12 protein-coding genes are annotated in these 12,037 nt (G+C 68.9%); 8 read left to right on the top strand and 4 right to left on the bottom strand.

The annotated features are described in order from the left end of the window. Positions 1-166: 166 nt before the first annotated feature. The 3 genes from AB0435_RS10605 (at position 167) to AB0435_RS10595 (ending at position 3,738) form a co-directional block, all read left to right on the top strand. Entirely contained in the window at positions 167-1,447 is a 1,281-nt protein-coding gene (locus tag AB0435_RS10605) for an MFS transporter (protein ID WP_366004381.1), read from the top strand. After that, positions 1,444-2,010: a hypothetical protein gene (locus AB0435_RS10600; RefSeq protein WP_366426691.1), complete on the top strand. Its 567-nt coding sequence runs from the start codon at positions 1,444-1,446 to the stop codon at positions 2,008-2,010. The genes AB0435_RS10605 and AB0435_RS10600 overlap by 4 nt, the downstream gene beginning before the upstream one ends. Before the next feature lie 1,236 nt (positions 2,011-3,246). Next, complete coding sequence (locus AB0435_RS10595) at positions 3,247-3,738, top strand: DinB family protein (RefSeq protein ID WP_366426690.1); 492 nt, start codon at positions 3,247-3,249, stop codon at positions 3,736-3,738. A gap of 127 nt (positions 3,739-3,865) precedes the next feature. On the opposite strand, the gene AB0435_RS10590 is transcribed toward AB0435_RS10595, so the two are convergent. From AB0435_RS10590 to AB0435_RS10580, 3 genes are all read right to left on the bottom strand, one after another. After that, the gene (locus AB0435_RS10590) at positions 3,866-4,690 is read right to left on the bottom strand and encodes a GNAT family N-acetyltransferase (RefSeq protein WP_366426689.1); all 825 of its coding nucleotides are present in this window, start codon (positions 4,688-4,690) and stop codon (positions 3,866-3,868) included. A 135-nt stretch (positions 4,691-4,825) separates the two neighbouring features. Then, positions 4,826-5,530, bottom strand: coding sequence for a Clp protease N-terminal domain-containing protein (locus AB0435_RS10585; RefSeq protein WP_366426688.1), 705 nt, complete (start codon positions 5,528-5,530; stop codon positions 4,826-4,828). A gap of 93 nt (positions 5,531-5,623) precedes the next feature. After that, on the bottom strand, positions 5,624-6,364 hold the full coding sequence (locus tag AB0435_RS10580; protein ID WP_366426723.1) for a class I SAM-dependent methyltransferase: 741 nt from the start codon (positions 6,362-6,364) through the stop codon (positions 5,624-5,626). Positions 6,365-6,491: 127 nt separating this feature from the next. On the opposite strand from AB0435_RS10580, the gene AB0435_RS10575 reads away from it, so the two are divergent. From AB0435_RS10575 to AB0435_RS10555, 5 genes are all read left to right on the top strand, one after another. Then, positions 6,492-7,058 (top strand): hypothetical protein, encoded by a 567-nt coding sequence (locus tag AB0435_RS10575; RefSeq protein WP_366426687.1) that lies wholly within the window; start codon positions 6,492-6,494, stop codon positions 7,056-7,058. 41 nt (positions 7,059-7,099) lie between these two features. Beyond that, entirely contained in the window at positions 7,100-8,065 is a 966-nt protein-coding gene (gene pip / locus AB0435_RS10570; RefSeq protein ID WP_366426686.1) for a prolyl aminopeptidase, read from the top strand. A 339-nt stretch (positions 8,066-8,404) separates the two neighbouring features. Then, on the top strand, positions 8,405-8,776 hold the full coding sequence (locus AB0435_RS10565; RefSeq protein ID WP_366426685.1) for a hypothetical protein: 372 nt from the start codon (positions 8,405-8,407) through the stop codon (positions 8,774-8,776). Between the two features lie 417 nt (positions 8,777-9,193). Further along, positions 9,194-9,601, top strand: coding sequence for a YciI family protein (locus AB0435_RS10560; RefSeq protein ID WP_366004389.1), 408 nt, complete (start codon positions 9,194-9,196; stop codon positions 9,599-9,601). Between the two features lie 8 nt (positions 9,602-9,609). Continuing rightward, entirely contained in the window at positions 9,610-10,755 is a 1,146-nt protein-coding gene (locus tag AB0435_RS10555; protein ID WP_366004427.1) for a DUF6596 domain-containing protein, read from the top strand. Positions 10,756-10,932: 177 nt separating this feature from the next. Here AB0435_RS10555 and AB0435_RS10550 read toward each other — a convergent pair whose 3' ends face one another. Continuing rightward, entirely contained in the window at positions 10,933-11,787 is an 855-nt protein-coding gene (locus AB0435_RS10550) for a methyltransferase domain-containing protein (RefSeq protein WP_366426684.1), read from the bottom strand. Positions 11,788-12,037: the final 250 nt, after the last annotated feature.

Here is a 12,037-nt window from a genome sequence, read left to right as displayed (position 1 = left end):
TGCGGCCATCCGGGCCTCTGGGTCGAGCGGAGCACCGTGCGGGCGCGCCGGCGGGACAGGAGCCCCGGTGCGGCCTCCCTCCTTGGGAGCTCTCGCGTTGCGAACATCCACGACCGAACACAGCATGACTAATTGTCGATAAAGACTCGCTTGCTGAGAGGTGGACGTGAGCCCCGACGCCTCTGGTGATGCCCGCCGCTCCGTCACCGTCAGCCTCATCGGCACCACATTGGTCTGGTACGACTTCTTCCTGTATGTCAGCGCCTCCGTGCTGGTCTTCAACCACCGGTTCTTCCCCTACCTGACACCTGTCGCCGGCACGCTCATGTCCGTGGGGCTCTACGGGGTCGGCCTCGTGGCCCGCCCGGTCGGCGGCGTGCTCTGCGGCCACCTCGGCGACCGTCACGGCAGACGCCCGGTCCTGGTGGCCACCCTGCTGCTCACCGGCGCCGCCACCGGACTGATCGGTGTGCTGCCCGTGTACGACCGGATCGGGCTCGCCGCCCCGCTGCTGCTGGTGGCACTACGGATGCTCCAGGGTCTCGGCCTCGGAGGCGCGTGGGGAGCCGCAGCCGTCGTCTCACTGGAATGCGTCCCACCGGAGCGCCGGGGACGCGTCTCCAGCTGGGCCCAGACCGGGGCACCGGCCGGGAACCTGCTGGCCTTCGGCGCGATGACGGCCGTATCGGGGTCGATGACGCCTGAACAGTTCGTGACCTGGGGCTGGCGGCTGCCGTTCCTGTTCTCGGCGGTGCTGGTGGCCGTGGGACTGTGGGCCCGCATGCGCATCGAGGAGACCCCTGTCTTCCGGGCGCTGTCCTCGGCCGGAGCCTGCCGCAAGCGGCCGGTCGTCGAGCTGGTGAAGGACCATCGGGGCAGGCTGCTGACCGCCGCGGCCGTGGCAGTGGGTGCGGACGTCGCGCTGTTCACGTTCTCGTTCGGCTACGTCCTCACCTTCCTCAACGTCGCGGGAGTGCCCTTCACCGCCCTGCTGGCCCTCACGGTCCTCAGCCCATTGGCCCTGATCGTGATGATCCCTCTCTTCGGCCTCCTGTCCGACCGCTGCGGCCGGCGTCGCGTCTGCCTGGTCGGCACGGCGGCCACAGCGGTGTGGGCCGTCGGGTTCCTTCCCTTGGTCCGCACCGGCTCGCTGCCGGTCCTGGTGGTGGCGTACCTGTTCGCGCTGATGGCCTTCGCGGCGATGTACGCGCCCCAGGCGGCCATCGTCGCCGGGCTCTTCCCCAGTCACCTGAGGCTCAGCGGCACGACGACCGGATATCAACTGGCCGGCCTCCTGGGCAGCACACTCGCCACCCTCCTGGCCACCAAGGCAGCCGGCTGGTTCCACACCCCCGCCGCTGTCCCCGCCTATGCCCTCGCCGCGCTCCTGGTCAGCGGCGGGGCACTCCTGATCACTCGCCATGCACCCGAAGGAGCAGACCTATGAAACGTCTCTGGCGGCTCCCGGCCGTCGCTGCGGCCGTCGCCCTCTTCACGGCACTCGCTCTCTACGACGTCTCGTCCGCGGGTGCGCCCACGGTCATCACCTGCGACAACACATGGACGATGAACTTCTCTCCAGCCCTGGCCGTCACACCGCAGAACGGCGTGACGGCCAAGGTCGGCGATCCGAACGGCGCACTGCGCAAGTGCACCGGCGATGCCGCCATGACCATGGGCGACTTCGTCGCCGAAGGCGTCGGCGACAACGTGACCTGCACCGTCGGCAGCTACACGAACAAACCCGGCACATCGCAAAGCGTCACCTGGAACGCCCAGGACAACCAGCCCACCAGCGCCTACACCTGGAACATGAGCCCCATCGGAGACCTGCTCAGTGCCCAGACCCCCCTCAACGGCGGGATCACCGAGGGCCGGTACAAGGACGCCACCTGGACCATGGCCATCGACGCGCTCCGATCCAAGATCGACCTCACCGACTGCAACAGCCCCACCGGCCTGAAGTCCATCAGCGTCGCCGGCACCTTGGTCATCACACCCGCCTCATGAGCCCGACCGTGGCGGAGCGGTGATCTTTGGAAGTGTCCCGTCACCGGATGCGGTAAGGATCCAACAGGCGGTCGAAGACGGTGAGTTGGGGTGACTCGATTCCCCCACGCGCGCCACCAGGACGGCGACGACGTCACCACCGGCCGCGCGGCCGATGATCCGGCTGCCCCGCTCGACCGGCGTACGCGGGTCTCACCGTGCAACGGACCTGCTCATTGCGGGCACCATCTCTGGTTGATCGTGCCGTTGCGGGGCCAGGTGATGACTTTGGCGCCCTTACCGGCGCCGTGCCCGCCACCAGCGCCGTCCAGGTAATACCCGGAGTCGCCGTTCTGCCAGGTGTCCATTTGCCACCAGTGGCCGTCGCTGCAGTTCGACGGTGGTGCGGCGGGCCTGGACCCGCTCGCGTGAGCCGGAGTCGCTCCCAGAGCGAGCAGCGCCGTCATGGCGGCGACTGCCGGTTTCGGGTGGATCCTCACAGAGTTCCCTCCCGCGACAGTGTCGGCATGTGCATGGCACGGTGTAGTCGTCGTGTGAATCCGCGTCAATCCCACGGTGCGGGCACGTGAGGTTCCGGGGTGGCCGACGACTGGTCATCGGCCGCAGAGTCAACGGGCATGGCTGACCTGCGGCGAGATGAACGCTCGGTAGGTTGCGCGGCCCGGGACGCCCTCTGGGCGGAGCAGGACCGCCTCGAACGGCTGTCGGCCGGCCAACCGGGTCCCACGATTGCCGCAGCGTATCCACACGGTCAACTGCTACAGTTGACGGAGCGTTAGTCGCATCGGCGTTGTGCGGTGCGGAGCAGGGTGATTCGATCAGACCTGCTCGTTGTCGTCATCGACCGTGGGCGGAGCGTCGGGCTACCAAGCCGGTCTCGTGGCGGTCGGCGAGACGGAGTTGAGCCCAACGGACCTCTGCGGCAGGCCGGACGTGAAGTCCGGGAAGAAGCCGGTCTCGTCGGTCGGGCTGCCGGCCGTCGGTGACACACCTCTCGGCCAGGAACCCCTTGCGGTATCCGATCCGTGTTCCATACCGAACCGATCGACTCGGCGCCTTGTGCCGCAAGCAAGCGAAATCATCACCGCCCATTGGTTGGCTCACCGGATCCGGCGTCATCGCCCGCCATGCCGAACCTGCGCAGCATCGCCTCGACTCGGCGTTCGGCCAAGAACATCGACAGCCCAATCCACCGAATACGTGAACTCGAACGCTGCCTACGAAAGGAACCACACCATGAAGAACCCGACTCGCACCACCGACGGCCCCGAGCGCCAACTGCTGGAGTACATGCTCGACCACACTCGGGCCGAGCTGATCGACACGGTGAGCGGTCTGTCCGAGACAGAGGCTCGCCGCCGTCTCGTCCCGTCCATGACGACGCCTATCGGGCTGGTCAAACATGCCGCGTTCGCTGAACGGAACTGGTTCCAGCGTGTCTTGGCAGGGTTGCCGGACTCCGAATGCGACGGTGCGATGGTGGGCGAGGCCAGTTTCGTGGTCGGTGACGACGAGACGGTGGCCGACGTGATCGCCGAATTCGAGCGCGCCAGCGCCCGCGCACGAACGATCGCCGCGGACATCGACCTCGACGCCATCCGACAGCATCCCCTCTTCGGCACCGTCAGCCTGCGATGGATCTACCTGCTCATGATCCAGGAATTCGCCCGCCACGCCGGCCACGGCGACATCCTGCGCGAGCAGACCGACGCCGCCCACCGGACGTGAGCCGGACCGCCAACTACCTGCGCGGGGTACAGGAGATGGCCCCGGTCGGCATGGCCGACGCCTTCGCCCAGATCACCGGCTGGCCCGCGCTCGTCAACCTGCGGCGAAGAAGGTCACCGAGCACTTCTCAGGTGCGGTCGGCCGGTTCGGCGATCAGCGCGGTGCCGATGCGGCGGAAGCCCGCCCGGGTGTAGACGCGGGCCACGTCGTCGTCGCCTGCCGAGAGGAAGACGGTCTTTGTGCCCAGGCGTTGCCGGGCGTCCGCCACCAGTGCCGCGGTGACCGCGAGGGCGAGACCGCGCCGTCGTTCGGTCGGCAGGGTGCCGATGCCGACGATCTCGCTGACGGAGCCCACGGGCTGGTGCTGACCCGAGCACAGCACCGTACCGTCGCGCAGAGCGACGGCGAGCACGGATACGCCGTCCTTGATCCGTGCCGCGACACGTGCCACCGAGCCGTCATCGGTCAGGGCGGCTGCTTTCTCGGCCAGCTGTGCCGGTCCCGTGGTACCGATGCCGGTGCCCGGTTCGGTGAAGGCGAGATGGGCGGCGGCGAGTGCGTCGGCGAGCATCGGGTCGTCCGGGCCGACAGTGCGGACCGTCACGCCCTCAGCTGTCACGGGGCCGGGTACGTCCGGGCCGAGCACCATCAACGGGTGTTCGTGCACGGCCAGTCCGGCCGCTTCGGCAGCGGTACGGAGGGACGGAGTGGTCTCGGCGACCCACTCCAAGCTCTCGGGCACCCCCAGTTCACGCTGCCGCGCGCGGACGCGGGCCACGTCCTCTGGGCCGACGGTGCCGGGCCCGCCGAAGGCCGGGCGGGCGTAATACGGCCAGCTGCCCCGGCCCTCCTGCACGAACAGGGTCAGCGGTCCGAAGTCCTCGGCCCGCGCACCGGTGCGGGGGACTGCGTCGTAGTACGCCTCGAGCTGGGCGAGCTGGTCGGAGAGCATGGTGGCATCCAAGCAGCCGCAGGTCGCGGCGCGCGACCGCATTCTTTGCTGAGGCCGGGGGCGGGCCGGAACCGACGGTTTCGAAGTGAGCCGGCGTATCCGGCTGTCTCTCACCCCCGGCGACTGATCGTTTCGCTACTGCTTGTCGCGCGCGGCGAGCCGTTTGGTGATCTCGGTCTTGACCGTCTCGTGCAGCTCGTCCGACGTGAAGCCCAGGCTGTGCAGGATCTGGGCGGCCGGGCTCTCCTCGGTGCGGATCAGGCCCAGCAGCATGTGTTCCGTGCCGACCCAGTCGTGGCCGAGGTCGGTCGATGCGCGGCGTGCCTGCTCGATGGCCTCCTTGCTCTCCGGCCGGAAGGCGATGTGACCCCGCAGCGCCTTCTCCCCGGCCGGCGGCATCGCTTCCTCGACCGCTTCGCGGATGCGCTGCTCCGAGCCGGCCTTCGCCACCAGGATCTCGTACGCCAGGCCCCGCGGCTCGCCGAGCAGGCCGAGCAGGATGTGTTCGGTGCCGATGAAGTCGTGCTTGTGCGTTCGGGCGGCCTCCTGCGCCAGCACGATGCTGTGCCGGTTCAGGTTGGTGAACCGCTCGAACGCGGCCGGCGCGTGGCGTTGCTGGGCGGCCTGTTTGGACACCCCGATGGCGTCGCCGATCTCGGTCCACGACGCGGCGGCCTGCCGGGCCTTGCTGACGTAGTGGTCGACGAGCTGGTCACCGAGATCGGACAGTGTCTGGGCGCGAAGTCGCGCCTCGCTGATGCGGGCCAGTTCATTGGCACCGGGAAGTTCCTCGTCGAGCCGGGCGATCAGGTCGGCGAGGCTGATGTCGAGTGGGCTCATGCGTCAATTTTAAGTTGACGATCTTGGGTCGTCAACCTGTAATTGACGATCGTTCCGGACCGGCCGGCTGTCTCCTCGATGTCCGGTTCGCCGTCAGGCGCGGCAACGCAGCATCTTCAGTGGGGGATTGGTGAGGAGGTCCTCCCAGAAGTCCGCGCCGAACTCGCGCACGCCGGCGTCGGACACCTCCAGCGGTACCCAGGTCACCTCGTGGAATCCGGCTGCACGCAGGCACTTTTCGTAGACTTCGCGGCGCGGGCAGGCGCCGACGAACGAGATCGGTGGGTCGAGCAGTGCCGTGACCCGTACTCGCGGTCCGGTCTCGATCTCCTCGCCGGTCGGCTCGCAGAGAAAGCCGTACTTGGCCAACGGCGGCCCGTCGAAACGGTAGTCGGGTGTCTGGGCGAGCACGAAGAACTCGGCGCCGGGCTCCAGGCTCCGGTGTACGTTGCGGCACATCCGCTCCATGGCGGCGATGTCCTCGGCGTAGTTGAGCAGCTGAACCCCCGTGGCGACGTCGAAGGACCGCTCAAGGGGCCGCAGCGCGGACACATCGCCCACCTCGTAGCGCACACCCAGCGGATCACGCTCCTCGAACGCCCTTGCCACGGCGACCATTTCACCGGAGATGTCGATTCCGAGCACTTCCGTGGCGCCACGCCGCTTGAACTCCCTGCTGTAGAAGCCGGTGCCGGAGGCCAGGTCGAGGACCGACTTGCCGCCCACGTCCCCCACCATGCTGAGGAAGCTGGGAACCTCCCCGTACTGTGCGAGCGGAAGGGACTTGAAGCCCTCGAACGCCTCACCTATCTCGTCATATTGCTGCCTGGCCATCGTGCTGTCCTCCCGGTGCTTCGTCATGCCCTTGGCCTCGAACTCCCCGTTCTGGGGCGCGCCGCAGCCTCTGGCGGGCAGTCTCTCCGCACTCTGGCGGACAGGCGTACTGGCAGAAGCCACAAAGATGCGGCCATCGTCCCGGCCTCCTGTACGGGCGGGCTGGGCAGCTCCTGCAGGTGCAGGTTGCGGCGGGCTCGCCGAGCCGGGCTACGGCGCGATCACCCTGCTGTTCGGCCCGTCCACCGAACGCCTTTGCCATCTGACGCCCGAGCACCTCAAGTTCGGTGACAAGCGCGTCCACCTGGTCCTGGGGTGCCACCCCTCCTGCCGCCTCCACGACTCGCCGAGCTCCTGCGGCGCCTCGCCGAACAACCCCGGCTGCGGCCGCAGCTTTCGCGAGTCCACCCAGGCCCTCGGTGGCTCCTCCCGGGCATGGTCCCGGGAGGAGCCGATCTCGACGCACGGCATGACCCGGAAACTCAACCGGCACGGCATTCCGGTCCGCACCGCCCGCCACGCGGCACTGGCTGCCCTCGCCGCTGATCTCCCCAGCCTGTTCCTCGCCGACATGACCGGGATGCACCGCCACACCGCACTCCGCTGGGTCGCCTACGCCCGACGCGACCGGGCCGAGTACCTCGCCGCCCGAGCCGAGGACAAATCCGGAGACATCGTTCCAGCCGTCGACTAGCCTCGCGAGGTTGTTCTTCGCACATCCAGGAGGAGACCGTCATGGACCGGCCGTTCCCGCCCATCGAACCGTACGCGCACGGCCTCCTCGACGTCGGTGACGGAAACCAGATCTATTGGGAGACCAGCGGGAACCTCCATGGGAAGGCGGCCCTGTGCGTGCACGGTGGGCCCGGCAGTGGGGGGCGCCGCGGCAGTCGCAAGGTGTTCGATCCCAAGGTCTACCGGATCGTCCTGTTCGATCAGCGTGGCTGCGGTGAGAGCCGGCCTCACGCCTCCGACCCGGCCGTCGGCCTCGATGCCAACACCACCGACCACCTCATCGCCGACATGGAGCGGCTCCGCGAGCACCTGGGCATCGAGCGCTGGCTCCTCTACGGCGGCTCATGGGGCTCGACGCTGATCCTCGCCTACGCCGAGCGCTACCCAGAGCGAGTCTCCGAGGTCGTCATCGGCGGCGTCACCATGACCCGGCCGGAGGAGACCGAATGGCTCTACCACGGTGTCGGACGTCTGCTGCCCGGCGCCTGGGAGACATACCGCGACGCACTGCCGGAGGCAGACCGAGGTGGCAATCTCGTGGCCGCCTACAACCAGTTGCTGAAGAGCCCGGATGAGGCGGTCCGGCTCAAGGCGGTGCGGGACTGGTGTGCTTGGGAGGACGCTGTCATCGCCCACGAGGCACTCGGTCATCCGGGCGCCTACAGCGACAAGCCCGACAACGCGCTGATGGCCTTCGTCCGGATCTGCGCGCACTACTTCGCGAACGATGCCTGGCTCGAGGACGGACAACTGCTCCGTGACGCACACCGGCTGGCCGGTATCCCTGCAGTGCTGATCCACGGCCGCCTCGACATCGGCAGCCCATTGAAGACGGCGTGGGAGCTGTCCAAGGCATGGCCGGGCGCGGAGCTGAAGGTGATCGACGACTCCGGACACACGGGCAGCCCTGCCATGCAGGACGCGATCCTGGAGGCGATTTCGCGGTTCGGCAGGAACGGGCGCTGACTGACTCGCACGTGGCGTCCTTCATCCACATCCTGGCTGAGGCCCGCCTGGTGGTGACCGCGTGAGCACGCCCATGGTCCCCGCCGTCCGGCACACCGTCGGCAGCGCAACCGCGAGACGGTGTACGGGAGATGGCGCGCGCCGGAAGAAGTTGAGCACGGTGCGCGCGTGTCTGGGGCGGTGGTGAACGGTGGTGCGCGTCCGGCCGCTAGCCGAAGAGGGTTCAGTCGTCGCTGAAAAGGATTGCGCCGATCCGCCGCAACGGCGAGCCTATGAAGCGCCACATGGCGGCCTGCTCCAGCGCAGGCCGGCGAGCACCTCTTCAGTGAAAGGGGCATCATGTTTCGCATCGCCAAAGGCACGCTTCTCGGTCTGTCCATAGTCGGTCTGAGCGCTGCGGGGTTCGTGGCCCCGCAAGCAGCCACCGCCGCCCCGTCGTTGAAGGGGTGCTGCCTGCAGGTCACCGTCCATACCGGCCAGTCCGACGCGATCAACGTCCATGGCACCAACCAGAGCGGCGCCTGGGTCAGCACGGACTGGCGCAACACCCCCAACGCCTGGACGCGCATCAACAACTGGTGGTGGAAGAAGGGCACCTACGTCAAGGTCGAATACCAGGGCAAGCACAACGGCTCCTACTTCCACGGCACCACCCCCTGCTACATCCAAGAAGGCGGAACCCCGAACTTCGCCGACTGCGCGGTTCGGTAACCCCGCACCCCACGCTTGAGGGGGGAGCGGCTGCGGTAGAGGAAATCCCGGCGGGATTGATCATGGTCGGTGAAGCCGCGAGGTCAAGGGCGAGGGCATCACTCGGCTCTCCCCACTCAAGGACCGGCGCATCGGCCCTCTTGGTTGTTGTCGGTTCAACATCCAGGTCGACGGCCCGGCCAGCGTCGGTGTCCTCTCCGGGGGCCGGGCCCCGGAGAGGACACCGAGGCCGAGGAGCGACACGCACCCGCTCCCGGCGCCGATCGTTGGGCACGGAAAGACCTGCTCCGGGACGGCTCACCCAGGCTCACCCACGAGAGACCGAAAAAATCGGACGGCGATGTCGAGAATCTGTGACCGGCTCCGTCCCCGTAATGAACGCGACCACAATGGGTCGCACCAGCAAGGAGAACCACGATGGCCAAATACCTGCTGCTCAAGCACTACCGCGGCGCCCCGGCTCCGGTCAACGACGTGCCGATGGACCAGTGGACGCCGGAGGAGATCTCGGCGCACGTGCAGTACATGAACGACTTCGCGGCCCGGCTCGAGAAGACCGGCGAGTTCGTCGACGGCCAGGCGCTCGCCCCCGAGGGGGCATGGGTCCGGTACGACGGTGAGGGGCGCCCGCCGGTCACCGACGGCCCGTTCGCCGAGACCAAGGACCTCATCGCCGGCTGGATGATCATCGACGTCGACAGCTACGAGCGCGCCGTCGACCTGGCCGGGGAACTGTCGGCCGCCCCCGGGGCGGGCGGCAAGCCGATCCACGAGTGGCTCGAGGTGCGCCCGTTCCTGGCCTGCCCGCCCACCATCACGGAGTGACCTCATCGATGGACGAGGCCCTGCTCCGCAGCCTCACGCCGAGCGTGCTCACCATCCTCTGCCGCCGCGGAGCCGACTTCGCGGCGGCAGAGGACGCCGTGCAGGACGCGCTGGTCGAGGCGGTCCGCGTCTGGCCCGCCGACCGGCCGCGGGACCCGAAGGGCTGGCTGGTCACCGTGGCCTGGCGCCGGTTCCTCGACGCGATGCGGGCGGATGCCGCCCGCCGTCGACGTGAGGACCTTGTCGACGAGGAGCCGGCGCCCGGACCCGTGCCCGCGTCGGACGACACGCTCCAGCTCTACTTCCTCTGCGCCCACCCGTCGCTGACGCCGTCGTCCGCGGTCGCGCTCACGCTGCGCGCCGTCGGCGGGCTGACCACCCGCCAGATCGCCCAGGCGTACCTGGTGCCCGAGGCGACCATGGCGCAGCGTATTAGCCGGGCCAAGCGCGCGGTCTCCGGCGTGCGGTTCGATCAGCCCGGCGACGTCGCCACCGTGCTGCGCGTCCTCTACCTGGTCTTCAACGAGGGCTACTCCGGCGACGTCGACCTCGCCGCCGAGGCCATCCGGCTCACCCGGCAGCTCGCGGCCCAGGTCGACCACCCCGAGGTGGCGGGGCTGCTCGCCCTCATGCTGCTCCACCACGCCCGGCGCGCCGCCCGGACCGCGTCCGACGGCAGCCTCGTACCGCTCGCCGAGCAGGACCGCGGCCGCTGGGACACCGGCTCGATCGCCGAGGGCGTCGCGATCCTCCAGGCGGCCCTCGCCCGCGACCGGCTGGGCGAGTTCCAGGCCCAGGCCGCCATCGCGGCCCTCCACGCCGACGCTCCCACCGCCGAGGAGACCGACTGGGCGCAGATCGTCGAGTGGTACGACGAGCTCGCGCGCCTGACCGACAACCCCGTCGTCCGGCTCAACCGCGCGGTGGCCGTCGGCGAGGCCGACGGACCGCGTGCCGGCCTGGCGGCACTCGCGGAGCTGGACGCCCTACTGCCCCGCTACGCCGCGGTGGCGGCGTACCTCCACGAGCGCGACGGCGACCTGGCGACGGCGGCACGGCTGTACGTCGAGGCGGCCCACAAGGCCCCCAACCTCGCCGAGCGCGACCACCTGACACGTCAGGCCGCCCGGCTCAACGCCCGCCGACGCCGCTGACGGGCCGTGCTCGGATCTTCCCGCGGCACTGGGCGCGCCCGTGGCCAGGACCAGGGCAGCACTGCTGAGTTACCACACCCCGCAGCGCTCTGTCAGCGACGCGTCGTGCGGCTGGTCTTGACCCGTATATTCCTGTCCGGCCCGCCAAGGCTTCCGACAGCGCAGGAGGTAGAAGCGTCATGGCCTGGTAGCGATACAGATGTTGTAGCGCCATGTCTCCTGGTGCCGGTACATTTCCACCCCGCTCATCGCGTTGACGAGACTGTCGCCGCGGCCGACGCCGCGCGCGAGCGCGTAGGGCAGCCGGCCGAGCACCGAGAAGCAGCGCAGCATGGGCAGGATCTTCTCCGTCGCGTCATAGGCCGATTCGACGATGAATCCGGTCTGCTGGAGGAGCCGCTCCAAGTGCCCGTGGGTCATCGTGAGCATGCCCGGCATACCGGAGAGCTCACAGACCCTCAGCAGCGCGGACCGCGCCTGCGGTAGTAAATGGGCTTGCGGAGTGCTCGAGTACTCGCACATCACCAGCCTCCCGCCGGGGCGCAGGACACGGAAGAATTCGGCGAGCCCCTGTGGTGGGTCGGGGGAGTGGACGAAGGATTCCATCGTGTAGATGCCTTCGAAGGAGGCGTCGGCGAAGGGGAGGGCGTGATAGTCGGCCAGGAGGAATCGCGTGCGCCGGCCCGGTTCGTCGGCGCGGGCCGACCGCTGCCGCGCGATGGCGATGTCCGGCTCGATCCCGTCGATCCCCGTGACGTGTACGCCTTTCGCCCGTGCGACCGTGCGTGCTGTGTCGCCGACCCCGCATCCGGCGTCGAGCACCGACGACGCCGGGGGCAGGGCCAGCTTCCGGGCCACGACGAGTTCCATGCGCCGCATGGCTGCCGCGAATTGCCAAGGGGAGTGGCCCGGTTCGTACCAGCCGAAGTGACGCGTGCGCCCGAGCAGCGCCGCATACCCGAGGCGTGACTCGAACGCCTGGTAGTACGGCAGGACGTGTCGCCGGTAGTGGGTGTCGGTCACGTGGGCCATCACTCCTGCCTCTCAGCCGGTCGCCTGTCCTGCCCGAGGTCTTCACGAAGAGCAACGACCAGACGTTTCCGCCGGTCGCATGGCCCGATGCCTTGGCGTTCCTTACCTCCTCCGACGGCGCTCAAACCGGCCGGACGGCAGGAGCGGCCGGCAACAGCAGGATCCTCGCCGTTCACGTCATCGGCCGCAGGCGTCGGCATGCGCGAAGACCCGGCCGTCGAACCGATCGGCCGGGTCTTCGCTCTCGTCG

The organism is Streptomyces sp. NPDC051173 (assembly GCF_040689515.1).
Lineage (GTDB): Bacteria > Actinomycetota > Actinomycetes > Streptomycetales > Streptomycetaceae > Streptomyces.
The sequence above is the reverse complement of the archived record's forward strand: the minus strand, read 5'-3'. Positions and strand labels throughout refer to the sequence as shown.

Coding starts and splice junctions, on each gene's coding strand:
- AB0435_RS10565 (WP_366426685.1), top strand. CDS start 8,405: ATGTTTCGCATCGCCAAAGGCACGCTTCTCGGTCTGTCCATAGTCGGT.
- AB0435_RS10555 (WP_366004427.1), top strand. CDS start 9,610: ATGGACGAGGCCCTGCTCCGCAGCCTCACGCCGAGCGTGCTCACCATC.
- AB0435_RS10580 (WP_366426723.1), bottom strand. CDS start 6,364: ATGGCCAGGCAGCAATATGACGAGATAGGTGAGGCGTTCGAGGGCTTC.
- AB0435_RS10600 (WP_366426691.1), top strand. CDS start 1,444: ATGAAACGTCTCTGGCGGCTCCCGGCCGTCGCTGCGGCCGTCGCCCTC.
- AB0435_RS10550 (WP_366426684.1), bottom strand. CDS start 11,787: ATGGCCCACGTGACCGACACCCACTACCGGCGACACGTCCTGCCGTAC.
- AB0435_RS10590 (WP_366426689.1), bottom strand. CDS start 4,690: ATGCTCTCCGACCAGCTCGCCCAGCTCGAGGCGTACTACGACGCAGTC.
- AB0435_RS10560 (WP_366004389.1), top strand. CDS start 9,194: ATGGCCAAATACCTGCTGCTCAAGCACTACCGCGGCGCCCCGGCTCCG.
- pip (WP_366426686.1), top strand. CDS start 7,100: ATGGACCGGCCGTTCCCGCCCATCGAACCGTACGCGCACGGCCTCCTC.
- AB0435_RS10585 (WP_366426688.1), bottom strand. CDS start 5,530: ATGAGCCCACTCGACATCAGCCTCGCCGACCTGATCGCCCGGCTCGAC.
- AB0435_RS10595 (WP_366426690.1), top strand. CDS start 3,247: ATGAAGAACCCGACTCGCACCACCGACGGCCCCGAGCGCCAACTGCTG.
- AB0435_RS10575 (WP_366426687.1), top strand. CDS start 6,492: ATGCGGCCATCGTCCCGGCCTCCTGTACGGGCGGGCTGGGCAGCTCCT.